Annotated in this window: 15 protein-coding genes; 9 read left to right on the top strand and 6 right to left on the bottom strand. The window is 71.6% G+C overall.

Annotated features, from left to right (window positions below; genetic code table 11):
* Window positions 1-147: 147 nt before the first annotated feature.
* The 3 genes from galE (at window position 148) to idi (ending at window position 3,025) form a co-directional block, all read left to right on the top strand.
* A complete protein-coding gene (gene galE, locus EJ357_RS40505; RefSeq protein ID WP_126396761.1) occupies window positions 148-1,119 on the top strand; it encodes a UDP-glucose 4-epimerase GalE in 972 nt (323 codons plus the stop codon).
* Window positions 1,120-1,275: 156 nt separating this feature from the next.
* Window positions 1,276-2,217, top strand: a complete 942-nt coding sequence (locus EJ357_RS40500; protein WP_126396759.1) for a cation diffusion facilitator family transporter — start codon at window positions 1,276-1,278, stop codon at window positions 2,215-2,217.
* Window positions 2,218-2,431: 214 nt separating this feature from the next.
* The gene (gene idi, locus EJ357_RS40495; protein ID WP_126396757.1) at window positions 2,432-3,025 is read left to right on the top strand and encodes an isopentenyl-diphosphate Delta-isomerase; all 594 of its coding nucleotides are present in this window, start codon (window positions 2,432-2,434) and stop codon (window positions 3,023-3,025) included.
* A gap of 30 nt (window positions 3,026-3,055) precedes the next feature.
* Here idi and EJ357_RS40490 read toward each other — a convergent pair whose 3' ends face one another.
* Together EJ357_RS40490 and EJ357_RS40485 are read right to left on the bottom strand one after the other, a co-directional pair.
* Entirely contained in the window at window positions 3,056-3,565 is a 510-nt protein-coding gene (locus tag EJ357_RS40490; protein ID WP_126400689.1) for an ATP-binding protein, read from the bottom strand.
* Window positions 3,566-3,740: 175 nt separating this feature from the next.
* On the bottom strand, window positions 3,741-4,337 hold the full coding sequence (locus EJ357_RS40485) for an HdeD family acid-resistance protein (RefSeq protein WP_126396755.1): 597 nt from the start codon (window positions 4,335-4,337) through the stop codon (window positions 3,741-3,743).
* Between the two features lie 120 nt (window positions 4,338-4,457).
* On the opposite strand from EJ357_RS40485, the gene EJ357_RS40480 reads away from it, so the two are divergent.
* Entirely contained in the window at window positions 4,458-5,207 is a 750-nt protein-coding gene (locus EJ357_RS40480) for an enoyl-CoA hydratase/isomerase family protein (RefSeq protein WP_126396753.1), read from the top strand.
* Here the strand turns inward: EJ357_RS40480 and EJ357_RS40475 are convergent.
* Both EJ357_RS40475 and EJ357_RS40470 read right to left on the bottom strand, forming a co-directional pair.
* Entirely contained in the window at window positions 5,194-5,829 is a 636-nt protein-coding gene (locus EJ357_RS40475; RefSeq protein ID WP_126396751.1) for a DJ-1/PfpI family protein, read from the bottom strand. The genes EJ357_RS40480 and EJ357_RS40475 overlap by 14 nt on opposite strands.
* Window positions 5,830-5,894: 65 nt before the next feature.
* Window positions 5,895-6,854 (bottom strand): GlxA family transcriptional regulator, encoded by a 960-nt coding sequence (locus EJ357_RS40470; RefSeq protein ID WP_126396749.1) that lies wholly within the window; start codon window positions 6,852-6,854, stop codon window positions 5,895-5,897.
* Window positions 6,855-6,978: 124 nt separating this feature from the next.
* On the opposite strand from EJ357_RS40470, the gene EJ357_RS40465 reads away from it, so the two are divergent.
* The 5 genes from EJ357_RS40465 to EJ357_RS40450 all read left to right on the top strand — a co-directional run bounded on the left by EJ357_RS40465 (window position 6,979) and on the right by EJ357_RS40450 (window position 12,555).
* On the top strand, window positions 6,979-7,848 hold the full coding sequence (locus tag EJ357_RS40465) for an SCO6745 family protein (protein WP_126396747.1): 870 nt from the start codon (window positions 6,979-6,981) through the stop codon (window positions 7,846-7,848).
* A gap of 105 nt (window positions 7,849-7,953) precedes the next feature.
* A complete protein-coding gene (locus EJ357_RS48645; RefSeq protein WP_267132867.1) occupies window positions 7,954-8,085 on the top strand; it encodes an LPFR motif small protein in 132 nt (43 codons plus the stop codon).
* Between the two features lie 103 nt (window positions 8,086-8,188).
* Window positions 8,189-10,564: a Tex family protein gene (locus EJ357_RS40460; protein WP_126396745.1), complete on the top strand. Its 2,376-nt coding sequence runs from the start codon at window positions 8,189-8,191 to the stop codon at window positions 10,562-10,564.
* Between the two features lie 125 nt (window positions 10,565-10,689).
* Window positions 10,690-11,247 carry a putative glycolipid-binding domain-containing protein gene (locus EJ357_RS40455; RefSeq protein ID WP_126396743.1) on the top strand — a complete coding sequence of 186 codons (558 nt, stop codon included), beginning with the start codon at window positions 10,690-10,692 and terminating at the stop codon, window positions 11,245-11,247.
* 111 nt (window positions 11,248-11,358) lie between these two features.
* Complete coding sequence (locus EJ357_RS40450) at window positions 11,359-12,555, top strand: serine hydrolase domain-containing protein (protein ID WP_126396741.1); 1,197 nt, start codon at window positions 11,359-11,361, stop codon at window positions 12,553-12,555.
* Between the two features lie 9 nt (window positions 12,556-12,564).
* Here the strand turns inward: EJ357_RS40450 and EJ357_RS40445 are convergent, their stop codons facing one another.
* Window positions 12,565-14,205, bottom strand: a complete 1,641-nt coding sequence (locus EJ357_RS40445; protein ID WP_126396739.1) for an ABC-F family ATP-binding cassette domain-containing protein — start codon at window positions 14,203-14,205, stop codon at window positions 12,565-12,567.
* A gap of 184 nt (window positions 14,206-14,389) precedes the next feature.
* Window positions 14,390-15,412, bottom strand: coding sequence for an oxidoreductase (locus EJ357_RS40440; RefSeq protein ID WP_126396737.1), 1,023 nt, complete (start codon window positions 15,410-15,412; stop codon window positions 14,390-14,392).
* Window positions 15,413-15,493 lie beyond the last annotated feature (81 nt).

Here is a 15,493-nt window from a genome sequence, read left to right as displayed (position 1 = left end):
TTGGCGGAGCGATCAACGTGGTTTGCCCAGAGCTTTGCCGCGATCATCATCGGGGATCCGCGGTCCCGCCCACAAACTCGCGCTGACAGACCGGGGCATCAGAGACATTGCGTACGCCGCGGGTGCCTCGGCATAGGGTGGGCGACCATGACATGGCTGATCACAGGCGGAGCCGGCTACATCGGGGCACATGTGGCGCGGGCCATGACCGACGCCGGGGAGCGGGTCCTCGTACTGGACGATCTCTCGGCCGGGTTTCCCGCGCGGCTCCCGGCGGACGTCCCGCTCGTCGAGGGCTCGGCGCTGGACGGTGACCTGCTGAAGCGGGTGTGCGCGGAGCACGCGGTGACCGGTGTGGTGCATCTCGCCGCGCGCAAGCAGGTCGGGGAGTCGGTGGCGCAGCCGACGCGCTACTACCGGGAGAACGTGGGCGGGCTCGCCACGCTCCTGGAGGCGGTGGCCGAGGCCGGGATCAAGCGGTTCCTGTTCTCGTCGTCCGCCGCCGTCTACGGCAACCCGGATGTGGATCTCATCACGGAGGACACCCCGTGCGCGCCGGTGAACCCCTACGGCGAGACCAAACTCACCGGGGAGTGGCTGGTGCGGGCGGCGGGCCGGGCGCACGACATCTCGACGGTGTGCCTGCGCTATTTCAACGTCGCGGGCGCCGCCGCGCCCGAGCTGGCCGACACGGGCGTCTTCAACATCGTCCCGATGGTCTTCGACCGGCTCACCCGTGACGAGGCCCCACGGATCTTCGGCGACGACTATCCGACGCCGGACGGCACCTGCATCCGTGACTACATCCATGTCGCCGATCTCGCCGAGGCGCACCTGGCGGCGGCGCGGCGGCTCACCGGGGCGGACGCGAGCGGTGACCTGACCGTCAACATCGGTCGAGGCGAGGGCGTCTCCGTCCGCGAGCTGATCACCGTGATCGGCGAGGTGACCGGCGACGGGCGCCCCGCCGTCGTGGAGGCGCGGCGCCCCGGGGACGCCCCGCGCGCGGTCGCCTCGGCCGCGCTCGCCGCCGAGAAGCTCGGCTGGACGGCTTCGCGCGGGGTGCGCGACATGGTCGAGTCGGCGTGGCAGGGGTGGCTGCTCCACCACGGCGGCTGATCTTGCGAGGCCCTGACCTGCGGATCGTTTCCGCAGGTCAGGGCACATGACAACGGTGTTCAGTGCCGCGTTGCCCGATACCCCCTACCCGTAGTTCACTGTGATCCCGGACGGACATTCCGATCGTCGGACGGACCGCAGAAGGGCGGCTTTCTCATGGGGGCTGGGCACGATCACGGCCACGCGCATACGCACGCGCCGACGAGCGGTACGGCGGCTGCCGCGTACCGCGGGAGGCTGCGCGTCGCGCTGTCGATCACGCTCGGCGTCATGGTGGTCGAGATCATCGGCGGTGTGGTCGCGGACTCGCTCGCGCTGATCGCGGACGCGGCGCACATGGCGACGGACGCGCTGGGCCTGGGCATGGCCCTGCTCGCCATCCACTTCGCGAACCGGCCGCCGAGCGCGACACGCACCTTCGGCTACGCCCGCGCGGAGATCCTCGCCGCCCTCGCCAACTGCCTGCTGCTGCTCGGCGTCGGCGGCTACGTCCTGTACGAGGCGGTCCAGCGGTTCTTCACGCCCGCGGACACCGAGGGCGGCCTGATGATCGTGTTCGGCGCGATCGGCCTCGTCGCGAACATGATCTCGCTCACCCTGCTGATGCGCGGCCAGAAGGAGAGCCTGAACGTGCGCGGCGCCTTCCTGGAGGTGGCCGCGGACGCGCTGGGATCGCTGGCGGTGCTGATCTCGGCGGCGGTGATCCTGGCCACCGGCTGGCAGGCCGCCGACCCGATCGCCTCGCTGGTCATCGGCCTGATGATCGTGCCGCGCACCGTCAAGCTGCTGCGCGAGACCCTCGACGTGCTGCTGGAGTCCGCCCCCAAGGACGTCGACATGGCGGAGGTGCGGGCCCACATACTCGCCCTGGACGGCGTCGAGGACGTCCATGATCTGCACGCCTGGACGATCACTTCCGGGATGCCGGTGCTGTCGGCCCATGTGGTGGTGCGCTCCGACGTCCTGAACGCGATCGGCCACGAGAAGATGCTGCACGAGCTCCAGGGATGCCTGGGTGACCACTTCGACGTGGAGCACTGCACCTTCCAGCTGGAGCCGGTCGGGCACGCCGAGCACGAGGCCAGGCTCTGCCACTGAGGCCGGGATACGGCTTCGGTGACTGAAACAACCGTACGGTCCGATAAAACGTCAGTACGGGCGGAATGCAGCGATCCGGTGGTCGGTTGCGTCCTCATGCTCACAGCGCCCCGACGGGCGGTTCCGTACCCGCCGCGCCGGGCACGATCAACTGCCGGGAGTGCCGGATTCGTACGGCACACTTGGGGCGCGAAGACCGATGCGAAGGATGGGTATGCCGATCACACCTGCGACCGCGACGCACAGTCCGTCGAACGGCGCCGCAGACGCGATTTTGCTGGAACTGGTCGACGAGAACGGTGTGACGATCGGCACCGCGGAGAAGCTCGCCGCCCATCAGCCGCCGGGGCAGCTGCACCGCGCGTTCTCCGTGTTCCTCTTCGACGAGCACGGCCGGCTGCTGCTCCAGCAGCGGGCGCTGGGCAAGTACCACTCCCCCGGCGTGTGGTCCAACACCTGCTGCGGTCACCCCTACCCCGGCGAGGCACCCTTCGCGGCCGCGGCCCGGCGGACGTACGAGGAGCTCGGCGTCTCCCCGTCGCTGCTCGCCGAGGCGGGCACGGTCCGTTACAACCACCCGGACCCGGACTCGGGCCTGGTGGAGCAGGAGTACAACCACCTCTTCGTCGGCATGGTGCAGTCCCCCCTGCGGCCGGACCCTGAGGAGGTCGGCTCGACCGCCTTCGTGACGTCGGCCGAGCTGACGGAGCGGCACGCGAAGGACCCCTTCTCGTCCTGGTTCATGACCGTGCTCGACGCGGCGCGCCCCGCGATCAGGGAGCTGACGGGCCCGTCGGCCGACTGGTGACGAGGCGGGCCCCGATCCGCCGGACCGCCTCTAGGGCACGTGCACGGGCTTGAGCGGTACGGCCGCCCAGATCACCTTGCCCCCGCTCGCCGTGTGCTCGACGTCGCACACGCCGCCCGCCTCCCGCGTCACCTCACGCACCAGGAGCAGCCCACGGCCGCCGGTCTGGCCGTGGTCCGCCTCCAGGGCGGTCGGGCGGTAGGGATGGTTGTCCTCCACGGAGACCCGCAGCCACTCGGCGCCGACGGCGACCTCCACGGCGAGCATCGGCGACAGCAGCGCCGCGTGCCTCACGGCGTTGGTGACCAGCTCCGAAATGATCAGTAGCAGTCCCTGGACCAGGTCGTCCGAGACCGGCACGCCCTGGCGGTACAGCAGGTCCCGTACGGCGTGCCGCGCCTGCGGGACCGAGGCCTCGACGGCGGGGGCGGTGAACCGCCAGACGCCTTCGTACGGCAGTGGATTCGGCGGCCGCTGACCAAGGGGCTCGTCCGCGTCGCCTGCTGGGCGTGGGCCGGACCCGCGCCCATGGTTCTCCATCGTCCGGTCGCCACCCTCGCGCTCGATTGTCACCACACCTCGAGTGTTGGTAACGCACAGGTCCGGACCGTAGAACTGAACACAAGTCAGCGGGTATCGAACGATTCTGATCGTTGGCGTATGACACGGTCAGTTGTGGGACCGCTCCTGTCCCCGCTCGTGCCGACTTGGCGAACTATTCGGGTTGTACGGGTTTGGCGGCGTCCTTCTCCGCGACCATGCCGACGATCCGGCGGCCGCCGTAGCCGGTGGCGATGAGGCCGAGTCCGTCGAAGAGCAGGGCGAGGGAGAAGAGGGTACCGATGACGTACCTGCTGCTGGGCCAGGAACTGAGCACCAGGATGCCCAGGACCAGGTCGAAGGCGCCCTGCAGCAGCGTCCAGCCGAACTGCGGACCGCGCACCACCAGGCTGCCGACCAGCCGGAACAGCCCGCCGGTGAGGAACAGCAGGGCGGCGAACATGGCCAGCGCCTCGGCCGCCGCCTCCGGTCTGCGGATCACCACCACGCCGGCCGCGATGTTCAGCGCGGCGACGACCACACCGAGCCAGAAGAAGTTGGTGCCGCGCGCCTGGACCGCGTGCAGCAGACCGACGACCCCGCCGATCAGCAGCAGCCAGCCGAACAGCAGCATCGACGTCAGGGTGGCGAAGGCGGTGTAGAGCAGGCCGATCACTCCCGCGACGACCAGCAGCACCCCGAGGACGGCGAGCCAGCTGAACCCGCGCCGGAGTTTCGCCGCCTCGCCCGTGGGTTTGGTGGACCTGCCCATCAGCGCCTCCTCGATCGACCTTGCCGACTCCTCTTGCCCCTCTCTCCTGCACCCTCCGTCGTGATCGACTTCGGGGCCCTTCCTGATCGGCTGTTCGGCGCAGCGGATAGCATCCGCCGCATGGAGCCCCAGCTGCTGCACAGCGTCACCGACTCGGTCGCCACCGTCGTCATCCACCATCCGGCCAAGCGCAACGCGATGACGGCCGCGATGTGGCGGGCGCTGCCGCCGCTGCTCGGCACGCTGGCCGCCGATCCGGCCGTTCGTGCGCTGGTGCTGACCGGCGAGGGCGGGACGTTCTGCGCGGGCGCCGACATCTCCACGCTTCAGGGGTCGCCCAAGGAGGCGCAGGAGCTGGCCGTGGCCGCGGAGGAGGCGCTGGCCGCCTTCCCGAAGCCGACGCTGGCGGCGATCCGCGGCCACTGCGTGGGCGGCGGGTCGCAGCTGGCGGCGGCGTGCGATCTGCGGTTCGCCGAGGAGGGGTCGCTGTTCGGGGTGACGCCGGCCAAGCTCGGGATCGTGTATCCGGCGTCCTCCACCCGGCGGTTGGTGTCGCTGGTGGGACCGGCCACCGCCAAGTACCTGCTGTTCTCGGGTGAGTTGGTCGACTCGGAGCGGGCCTTGCGGACGGGCCTGGTGGACGAGGTGCTGCCCGAGGGCGAACTCGGCAAGCGGGTCGCGGAGTTCACCCGGATCCTGGTGTCGCGCTCCCAGCTGACGCAGGCCGCGGCGAAGGAGTTCGCGAACGGACGCACCGACCGCGACGAGCACTGGGCGGGGCTGGCACGCGCAAGCGGCGACACCGCGGAGGGCGTCGCCGCGTTCCTGGAGCGCAGGCAGCCGCGCTTCACCTGGACTACGTCAGACTGAACCGGCTGTTCGTGCGGAACTCCTCGACGAGGTGGGCGGGGGCCTTCTGCGGGGAGCCGGCGTCGTAGGGCGGCTGCGGGTCGTACTCGATCAACAGCTGTACGGCCTGGGCGTGTTCGTCACCGGCGATCTTCCCGACGAGGGTCAGGCCCATGTCGATGCCGGAGGAGACCCCGGCCGCGGTGATGTACTTCCCGTCGGGCACAACCCGCTCGCCCGTGGGCTCGGCGCCGTACTGCGGCAGGAAGTCCAGGGTGAGCCAGTGGGAGGTGGCGCGGCGGCCCTCCAGAAGGCCGGCGGCGGCGAGGAGCAGTGAGCCGCTGCAGACGGAGGTCGTCCAGGTGCTCGTGGTGTCAGCGGTCCTGAGCCACTCCAGGAGGGCCTTGTTCTCGATCTCGGCGAAGGTGCCGGGCCCGCCGGGCACCACCACGACGTCCGGGTGCGGCACGTCGGCCAGCGTCTTGTCCGCCGTGAGGGCGAGGAACCCCGTGTCGGCGCGCACGGGGCCCGCCTCGGCGGCGACGAAGTCGACCTGCGCGTCCGGGAGCCGGCTCAGGGCCTCGTAGGGCCCCACGATGTCGAGGGCGGTGAAGCGGTCGTACAGGACCATCGCGATCTGCATGGTTTCCCTTTCCGCCGGGCTTGCGCCCGGTGTTGGTCGGGCTTGCTGGACGGCGTCTGTCGGGCTCACTGGGCGGCCACGGGGCGGAACCGGCGGCGGTACTCGACCGGGGCGGTCCCGAGGCTCTTGACGAAGGCGCGCCGCATGGCCTCGGGGGTGCCGTAGCCACAGGCGCGGGAGATCTCCTCGACTCCGTCGCCGGTGTCCTCAAGGAGGCGGCGGGCGTGTTCCAGGCGGACCCGGTCGACGTACCGGCCGGGGGTCATACCGGTCTCGTTCTGGAAGGCGCGGGCGAAATGCCGCGGGGAGAGGCTCGCGCGGGCGGCCAGCGCATCGACCGTCAGATCGGCGTCGGGGTGCTCGGTGATCCAGCGCTGGACGTCCCGCAGGGGCTCGCGCTGGGCGGTCTGGGCGGCGAGCTGGGCGCTGAACTGGGCCTGGTTTCCCGGTCGGCGCAGGAAGACGACCAGGTGGCGGGCGATTGCGAGGGCGACGTCCCGGCCGAGGTCCTCCTCGACCAGGGCGAGGGCGAGGTCGATGCCCGAGGTCACGCCGGCGGAGGTGGCGACATGACCGTCGCGGACGTAGATCGGGTCCGGGTCGACGTCGACGGCCGGGTGGTCGCGGGCGAGTTTGTCGCAGTACGCCCAGTGGGTCGTGGCACGGCGGCCGTCGAGCAGGCCCGCCGCGGCGAGCAGGATGGCGCCTGTGCAGACGGAGACCAGACGCTCGGCACGGGGGCCGTGCTCGCGCAGCCAGTCCGTCAGGTCGGGTTGCGGGCCACGGGTGCCCCTGCCGCCCGGGACGACGAGGATGTGCGGGTCGGGGGCGTCGGCGAGGGCATGATCCGGTACGACGGTCAGGCCGCCGGAGGTGCGGACGGGACCGCCGTCCAGGGAGGCCGTGCGGATGCGATACGAGCCCGGCGTGTGTGACTCGGCCCCCGCGAAGACCTCCAACGGCCCGGTGACATCGAGGCTCTGCACGTCGTCGAAGAGTACGAAGAGAACGGTTCGCTGCGCCATGGCACCGATTCTTCGGCGACCGCTCGGGGGGCGGCAATGACGAGTCCCCCACCTTTTCTGCCACCCTCCACGCGCGCGTGCGCGAGGCGTACCGGACGTACCAAGCGGTTGGTAAGGTCCGGCCATGACTACTGCCGCCCTCGAACCCCGTGCCGGCCGCCGCTGCCACAACATGCTGAACACCCTGCACGCGGCGTCCTACTTCGCCCCGGAGCTGGGTACGGAACTCGCCGCTCTCGGCATCACGCACCCCAGGGCCGTCAACTTCGCGGTCCGGGCGGCGGCACTGGGGCCGGTCGGCGCGGGTGCGGTGACGGCGACGTTCTACAACTACAAGCACGACCTGGTGGCCCGGCACGTACCCGCGATCTGGGCGGTCGCCTCGCCCGAGGACGTGCTGGCGGCACGCGCGCGTGCGGTCGACGCGACGCTGCGGCGGCTGCTCGGCGAGGAGGTGCTGACGTCCCCGGAGATGGCGGAGGCCGCACGGCTCGCGCTGCGGGCCGCCGAGGCGTGCTCGCGCAGCGCCCGGCCGCTGTACTCGGCACACGCGGACCTGCCGGTCCCCGAGGAGCCGCACCTTGCCTACTTCCACGCCGCGACGCTGCTGCGTGAGCACCGGGGTGACGGGCATCTGGCCGTGTTGGTCTCGGCGGGGCTCGACGGTCTGGAGGCGGTGGTGACGCACACCGCGACCGGCAAGGGCATGACGCCGAAGTGGGTGTGCGCCACGCGCGGCTGGACGCGGGAGGACTGGGACGCGGCGTCGGGGCGGCTGCGTGAGCGGGGGCTCGTGGACGGTGCGGGCGGGCTGACGCCGCAGGGGGTCGCCCTGCGCGAGGAGATCGAGTCCGAGACGGACCGGCTGGACCGGGCGCCGTACGAGCAACTCGGGATGGAGGGCGTGGCGCGGCTGACCGAGCTCGGGGCGGGGTTCGCCCGGGCGGTGGCGGCGGCGGGGGCGTTCCCGGGGGATCTGATCGGCAAGGGCTGAGCCGCGCGGCGAACGCGCGATCAGGGCCGTGCCGCATGCCGGGCCCCAACCGCGGTACCCGGTCCCCGACCGGCCGCCGTGGCCGGGAAAGGACAGGTGAACCACGTGCTTCGCGCCATCGCAGACGTACTCCGGCAGATCGGCGGCGCCATCGCCACCGTCGTGACCTTGCCGTTCCGGGCCCTCGCGCGGCTCTTCGGCGGTGCCTCGGGCAGCGCACGCGGCCGCAGGGCCTGATTCCGACCCGCCACGACCGGCCGGGTTGCCGCCCTGATCCCCGGTTGTCGGTGCCACCTGCCACAATTGCCGCGCAACCTCAGTGAGAAAGCGGGACGGGATCGTGACGACACCCCTCGTAGGGTCCATCGAAGGCAGGATCGCCGCGGAGCTCGGCGTACGGGAGCGGCAGGTGAAGGCTGCCGTGGAGCTGCTCGACGGCGGTTCGACGGTGCCCTTCATCGCCCGCTACCGCAAGGAAGCGACCGAGATGCTCGACGACGCGCAGCTGCGCACGATCGAGGAGCGGCTGCGCTATCTGCGGGAGCTGGAGGAGCGGCGGACGGCGATCCTCGACTCGGTGCGCGAGCAGGGCAAGCTGACCGAGGAGTTGGAGGCGCAGATCCGCGGCGCCGAGACCAAGGCACGGCTCGAGGACATCTACCTGCCGTACAAGCCGAAGCGCCGGACCAAGGCGCAGATCGCCCGGGAGGCCGGTCTCGAGCCGCTCGCCGAGGGGCTCCTCGGTGACCCGACCGTCGATCCCCTCGCCGCGGCCGCCGCGTTCGTGGACGCCGACAAGGGCGTCGCCGATCCTCAGGCCGCCCTGGAGGGCGCCCGCGCGATCCTCACCGAGCGGTTCTCGGAGGACGCCGACCTGATCGGCGAGCTGCGCGAGCGCATGTGGGTGCGCGGCCGGCTGGCCGCCAAGGTGCGGGAGGGCAAGGAGGAGGCGGGCGCGAAGTTCGCCGACTACTTCGACTTCGCCGAGCCCTTCACCGAGCTCCCCTCGCACCGGATCCTCGCCATGCTCCGCGGCGAGAAGGAAGAGGTTCTGGACCTCGTCCTGGAGCCGGAGGAGCCCACGGAGGGCCCGTCTTCGTACGAAGGGATCGTCGCCCACAGGTTCGAGATCGCCGACCGCGGCCGCCCGGCCGACAAGTGGCTGACGGACACGGTCCGTTGGGCCTGGCGGACCAGGATTCTCGTGCACCTCGGCATCGACCTCAGGCTGCGGCTGCGCACGGCCGCCGAGGACGAGGCCGTGGGTGTCTTCGCGGCCAACCTCCGCGACCTGCTGCTCGCCGCCCCGGCCGGCACGCGCGCGACGCTGGGCCTGGACCCGGGCTTCCGTACGGGCGTGAAGGTCGCCGTGGTCGACGCGACCGGCAAGGTGGTGGCCACCGACGTGATCTACCCGCACGTCCCGGCCAACAAGTGGGACGAGGCCATCGCCAAGCTCGCCCGGCTGGCGAAGGAGCACGCGGTCGAGCTGGTCGCGATCGGCAACGGCACGGCATCGCGCGAGACCGACAAGCTCGCCGGCGAACTGATCGGCAAGCACCCCGAGTTGAAGCTCACCAAGGTGATGGTGTCCGAGGCGGGCGCCTCCGTGTACTCGGCCTCCGCGTTCGCCTCGCAGGAGCTGCCCGACATGGACGTGTCGCTGCGCGGCGCCGTCTCCATCGCGCGCCGGCTCCAGGACCCGCTCGCCGAGCTCGTGAAGATCGACCCGAAGTCGATCGGCGTCGGCCAGTACCAGCACGACCTGTCCGAGGTGAAGCTGTCGCGCTCGCTGGACGCGGTGGTCGAGGACTGTGTGAACGGCGTCGGCGTCGACGTCAACACCGCCTCCGCGCCCCTCCTCGCGCGGGTCTCCGGCATCACCTCCGGGCTCGCCGAGAACATCGTGTCCCACCGGGACTCCAACGGACCGTTCACGTCCCGCTCGCAGCTGAAGAACGTGGCGCGGCTCGGCCCGAAGGCGTACGAGCAGTGCGCGGGCTTCCTGCGCATCCGCGGCGGCGACGACCCGCTGGACGCGTCCAGCGTGCACCCGGAGGCGTATCCGGTGGTCCGGCGGATGGTGAAGACGGCCGGGCAGGAGGTGGCCGCCCTCATCGGCAACACGGGCGTGCTGCGGTCCCTGAAGGCGAACGACTACGTGGACGAGACGTTCGGTCTGCCGACCGTGACGGACATCCTCAAGGAGTTGGAGAAGCCCGGACGCGACCCGCGTCCCGCCTTCAAGACCGCCACCTTCAAGGAGGGCGTCGAGAAGATCTCCGATCTTGCGTCCGGGATGGTCCTGGAGGGCGTCGTGACGAACGTGGCGGCGTTCGGGGCGTTCATCGACGTCGGTGTCCACCAGGACGGTCTGGCGCACGTCTCCGCGTTGTCGAAGACCTTCGTCAAGGACCCGCGGGACGTGGTGAAGCCCGGTGACATCGTCAAGGTGAAGGTCCTCGACGTCGACATTCCGCGCAAGCGGATCTCCCTGACGCTGCGCCTCGACGACGAGGCGACTCCGCAGGGAGGACAGCAGGGTGGTGGCGGCGAGCGCCGGCAGCGGGGCGGGCGGCCGCCCCAGCAGCGACAGGGGCGCGGCGGCGGTGGCGCGGGCGGCGGCTCGCGCCAGGCACCGCCGCCGGCCAACAGCGCGATGGCCGATGCCCTGCGCCGCGCGGGTCTGCTCGACCCGAAAAAGGGCAAGCGCTGAGCCTGCCTACGCGCCGACTTGGACAGGGCCGCTGAACAGACGGCGCGGGCACTGATGCGACACGCGGGCCCGGACCCTCCGTACGGCACGGAGGGTCCGGGCCCGTTCGCCCGTAAGGTGACGACATGGCGACGTCACGTGTCATCACCTGGGAAGTGTCCGAGAGCAAGGGCATCGAGACCGCCTGGACCGAGCTCGGCGCCGGCGCCCTGCGGGCCCGCGGCCGGGCGGTCGGCACGACGCCACAGCCGTACTGGATCTCGTACGAACTCGACACGGCCGACGGCTTCGTGACGCGGCGGCTGCGGGTCGTCGCCGAGTCCGCGGAGGGTGTGCGCACGCTCGATCTGCGGCATGACGGGGCGGGCCGGTGGACGGCGAACGGCGAGCGGCTGCCGGAGGTCGAGGGAGCCCTCGACTGCGACCTCGGCCTGTGCCCGCTCACCAACACGATGCCGGTGCTGCGGCACGGGCTCCATCTGGCGCCCGGGGAGCGGGAGTTCCTGATGGCGTGGGTGTCGGTGCCGGACCTGGCGGTGACACCGTCGCGGCAGACCTACACGCACCTGCGGCCGGGCCTGAACCGCTTCGTCTCCGGCGACTTCCGCAGCGACATCGCGTTCGACGACGACGGTTTCGTCGTGGACTACCCGGGGCTGGCGACGCGGTTCGGCCGGCCCTGAGGGCGCGCGGCCTGTTGGGCCATGTGCAGTAGCGGACGCGGCCGCACGGTTCCGGGCGGGAATGGCTGCACGGACCGGACCGCTCGTGTGTCCGCCGCCCAGGGAGTGCCGATGCCTACCCCCACCCCGTCTCGCCGCCGTTCCCCACTCGGCCCCCGCCTCGGGGCGGCGTCCCTCATCACCGTCTGCCTGATCCTGCTGTCCTCCGTCGGCGCGGGCGCCGCCCAGCCGACCGGATCGCACCCACACGACACACTCCAGGACCAGCTCGACGACCTGGTCCGCACCCCGGGTGGCCCGCCCGGTGCCATCGCCGTCCTGCGCGACGAACGCGGCAGCCGGGTGGTCCGGGCCGGCGTCTCGAACCTGGCCACGGGCCGCAGGCCGCAGCCCCGCGACCACATGCGCATCGCCAGTGCGGCCAAGGCGTTCAGCGGCGCGGTGGCGTTGTCCCTCGTCGACCGCCGTTACCTGCGTCTCGACGACACCCTGCGTGAGCGGCTGCCGCGCCTGCCGCGGGCCTGGGGCGCCGTGACGCTGCGCCAGCTGCTGAGCCACACCAGCGGCCTGCCCGACTACGCACGGGCCCCGGCGTTCCTGCAGACCCTTCAGGCCAACCCCCGGCACCGGTTCGACTCGCGCCGGCTGCTCGACTACGTCGCCGACCGGCCGCTGCTGTTCCGGCCCGGCACCCGCTACCAGTACTCCAACTCCGACAACATCGCGGTCGCCCTGATGGCGGAAGCGGCGACCGGCGTCAGGTACGAGCGGTTGCTGGACGAGCTGGTGTACCGGCCACTGGGGCTGGTGCGCACCAGCCTGCCGCAGGGCTACCGCATGCCGGTGCCGTACCTGCACGGCTACGACGTGAGCCCGCCCGCGGCGCCCGAGGACGTGAGCGAGGTCCTGAGCATGTCCGGGGTGTGGGCGTCGGGCGGCATCGTCTCCACGCCGGTCGACATGACCCGCTTCGTCCGCGGGTACGCCGGTGGCCGGCTGTACGGTCCCCATGTCGTGCGGGAGCAGCGCCGCTGGATCCCCGGTGCGGCCTCCGAGCCCGCCGGGCCGGGGCGAAACGACGGCGGGCTGGCCATCTTCCGGTACACGACCCGCTGCGGTGTGGTGCTCGGGCACACCGGCAACACGCTCGGCTACACGCAGCTGATCGCCGCCACGCCGGACGGGCGCCGGTCGCTGACCTTCTCCGTCACCACTCAGATCAACGAGGCCATGAAGCCCGATCTGCTGCGGAAGATGCGCGCCGTACAGGAGAACTTCGTCTGCGCGCTGCTGCACAACGGGCGCTGACGCGGCCTCCTACCGTTCGGTCACCTTGCCGTCGGCGACCTCCAGGCGGCGGGTGACATGGACGGCGTCGAGCATGCGCCGGTCGTGGGTGACCAGGAGCAGCGTGCCCTCGTAGGAGTCCAGGGCCGATTCCAGTTGCTCGATGGCCGGCAGGTCGAGGTGGTTGGTGGGCTCGTCCAGGACCAGGAGGTTGACGCCCCTGCCCTGGAGGAGGGCGAGGGCGGCGCGGGTCCGCTCGCCCGGGGAGAGGGTGGCCGCGGAGCGCAGGACGTGGTCCGTCTTCAGGCCGAACTTGGCCAGGAGGGTGCGGACCTCCACCGGTTCCGTGTCCGGGACGGCGGCGCAGAAGGCGTCCAGCAGGGACTCCTCGCCGTGGAACAGCTTGCGGGCCTGGTCGACCTCGCCGATCAGGACGCCCGAGCCGAGCGTCGACTGTCCCGCGGTCAGCGGGACACGGCCCAGCAGGGCGCCGAGCAGGGTCGACTTGCCCGCGCCGTTCGCGCCCGTGACGGCCACCCGGTCCGCCCAGTCGATCTGCAGGGACACCGGGCCGAGGGTGAAGTCACCGCGTCGTACCTCGGCGTCCCGCAGGGTCGCGACCACCGCGCCCGAGCGGGGTGCCGACGCGATCTCCATGCGCAGTTCCCACTCCTTGCGCGGCTCATCGACGACGTCCAGGCGCTCGATCATGCGCTGGGTCTGGCGGGCCTTCGCGGCCTGCTTCTCGCTTGCCTCGCTGCGGAACTTGCGGCCGATCTTGTCGTTGTCGTTGTTCGCCTTGCGCCGTGCGTTCTTGACGCCCTTGTCCATCCAGGAGCGCTGCATCTGTGCCCGGTCCTGGAGGGCGGACCTCTTGTCGGCGTACTCCTCGTAGTCGTCGCGGGCGTGCCGGCGGGCCACCTCGCGCTCCTCCAGGTAGGCCTCGTAGCCGCCGCCGTACAGGTTGATCTGCCCCTGGGCGAGGTCGAGTTCGAGGACCTTGGTGACCGTGCGGGTGAGGAACTCGCGGTCGTGGCTGACGACGACCGTGCCGGCGCGCAGGCCGCTGACGAAGCGTTCCAGGCGCTCCAGGCCGTCGAGGTCGAGGTCGTTCGTCGGCTCGTCGAGCAGGAAGATGTCGTAGCGCGACAGCAGCAGCGAGGCGAGTCCGGCCCGTGCCGCCTGGCCGCCCGACAGGGACGTCATCGGCTGGTCCAGGTCCACGGCCAGGCCGAGCGAGTCCGCGATCTCCTCGGCCCGCTCGTCGAGGTCGGCGCCGCCCAGGTCCAGCCAGCGCTCCAGGCTGGTGGCGTACGCGTCGTCCGCGCCGGGCGCCTCGTCGACCAGCGCCTGCGTCGCCTCGTCCATCGTCCGCTGGGCCTCGGCGACTCCGGTACGGCGGGCCAGGAACTGCCGTACGGTCTCGCCGGGGCGCCGCTCCGGCTCCTGCGGGAGGTGACCGACGGTGGCGGTCGGCGGGGACAGCCGCAGCTCGCCCTCCTCCGGTGCGACGAGCCCGGCGAGCAGGCGGAGCAGCGTGGACTTGCCCGCGCCGTTGGCCCCGACGAGGCCGATCACGTCTCCGGGCGCGACGACGAGGTCGAGCCCGCTGAACAGGGAGCGGTCGCCGTGGCCGGCGGCGAGGTTCTTGACGACGAGGGTTGCGGTCACAGAGGGCGATCCTAGTGGCCGTGGCACCCCGAACGCGTCCTTGTTCTCCGGCGCGCGGAATTGCCGGGGTCGGCAGCGCCCCGAAGGGGCGCGGGGAACTGCGCGACCAGCCCCGACGGGCCCGCAGACGCGCGACGGCACAGCGCGCCCCCTCGGAGCGAATCGCGGCCCTCTCAGCGGAGCGCTACCGTGCCATGGCCTCCACCAGCACACTCCCCGTCGTCCGCGCCACGACGAACGACTCCCCCTTCACCGCCTTCGCGTCCAGCGCGATGCGGTGCCGGCCCGGTTCCAGGATGCCGTCGAAGACCTCGTGGGCGTGGGTGCGGTACAGGCGGTCGAGGCGGTACGCGGTGAGGCGGACCCGGCAGGGTGAGGTGACCTCGACGCCCGCCTCGCCGTCGGCGGCCACCAGCCGGGTCAGGCGGCGCTGTTCGACCGGGCTGCGGTCCAGGGCGTGTTCGATCTGCGCGACCAGCAACGGCACGATCGGCGCGAGGCCGTCGACGTAGGCCACGTCGACTCCGGCGTCCGAGAAGGCGCGGCGTACGGCGGCGCGCTGGTCCTTGCCGACCGCGCGTCCGAAGGCGACGGCGCCGTAGGTACGCAGTTCGTCGGCGGGGACGCCGCCCACGTCATGGGTGATGTCGGCGCCGATGCCGATGGTGCGCAGGGCGGCGGCGAGCTTGGCGAGGAGGGCGACGCGGGCGCCGATGAGGAGCACCCGGCGGCGTGGGGCGTCGGGGTCGTTGTCGAGGAGGGAGCCGAGCGCAGTGCGGTACTCGGCGCCCTGGAAGCGGAAGGGTCCGATGCCGTGGTAGCCGTTGAGCTCCAGGTCGGCATGGTCGTCCGTCTGCCAGGCGAAGTCCCGCCAGATGTAGTCGTCGCCCTCCTTGTCGATGACGGCGGTGACGGCGCCGCAGGCGAGGTCCGCGCACTCGGGGCAGCCGTAGATGACGTACCGGCTGCCTGGAAGCGGGGCGTCCGCCTCCAGGAGCAGGCTGCGGACCTGTGCGGTGAAGATGGCGGGCGGGACGTCGGAGGCGAGCGGGGAGACGGCGTCGAGGTCGGAGAGCTGGAACAGCAGCGGGCGTCCGTCGACGATGAAGTCCACGAAGTCCCGGTGCACCTGGAAGTCACCGTTGGCGAGGACGCCACCGGCACGCATCGCCGGTGCCAGGCCGAAGGTCGCGTACTCGGCAGACATGCTGTGAGTATCCCCAGGGCGGGACCGATATGAGCGCGGCATGACATATTCCGCTACATCCCGCCCTGGGACGCGAACAGG

This window comes from Streptomyces cyaneochromogenes, from assembly GCF_003963535.1.
Lineage (GTDB): Bacteria > Actinomycetota > Actinomycetes > Streptomycetales > Streptomycetaceae > Streptomyces > Streptomyces shaanxiensis.
Note: the sequence above shows the minus strand (reverse complement) of the source record. Positions and strands in the feature narration are given on the sequence as shown.

What these genes read in the sequence shown, in the direction of transcription:
- galE (WP_126396761.1), top strand. Translation starts at nt 148, where the DNA reads ATGACATGGCTGATCACAGGCGGAGCCGGCTACATCGGGGCACATGTG.
- EJ357_RS40500 (WP_126396759.1), top strand. Translation starts at nt 1,276, where the DNA reads ATGGGGGCTGGGCACGATCACGGCCACGCGCATACGCACGCGCCGACG.
- idi (WP_126396757.1), top strand. Translation starts at nt 2,432, where the DNA reads ATGCCGATCACACCTGCGACCGCGACGCACAGTCCGTCGAACGGCGCC.
- EJ357_RS40490 (WP_126400689.1), bottom strand. Translation starts at nt 3,565, where the DNA reads ATGGAGAACCATGGGCGCGGGTCCGGCCCACGCCCAGCAGGCGACGCG.
- EJ357_RS40485 (WP_126396755.1), bottom strand. Translation starts at nt 4,337, where the DNA reads ATGGGCAGGTCCACCAAACCCACGGGCGAGGCGGCGAAACTCCGGCGC.
- EJ357_RS40480 (WP_126396753.1), top strand. Translation starts at nt 4,458, where the DNA reads ATGGAGCCCCAGCTGCTGCACAGCGTCACCGACTCGGTCGCCACCGTC.
- EJ357_RS40475 (WP_126396751.1), bottom strand. Translation starts at nt 5,829, where the DNA reads ATGCAGATCGCGATGGTCCTGTACGACCGCTTCACCGCCCTCGACATC.
- EJ357_RS40470 (WP_126396749.1), bottom strand. Translation starts at nt 6,854, where the DNA reads ATGGCGCAGCGAACCGTTCTCTTCGTACTCTTCGACGACGTGCAGAGC.
- EJ357_RS40465 (WP_126396747.1), top strand. Translation starts at nt 6,979, where the DNA reads ATGACTACTGCCGCCCTCGAACCCCGTGCCGGCCGCCGCTGCCACAAC.
- EJ357_RS40455 (WP_126396743.1), top strand. Translation starts at nt 10,690, where the DNA reads ATGGCGACGTCACGTGTCATCACCTGGGAAGTGTCCGAGAGCAAGGGC.
- EJ357_RS40450 (WP_126396741.1), top strand. Translation starts at nt 11,359, where the DNA reads ATGCCTACCCCCACCCCGTCTCGCCGCCGTTCCCCACTCGGCCCCCGC.
- EJ357_RS40440 (WP_126396737.1), bottom strand. Translation starts at nt 15,412, where the DNA reads ATGTCTGCCGAGTACGCGACCTTCGGCCTGGCACCGGCGATGCGTGCC.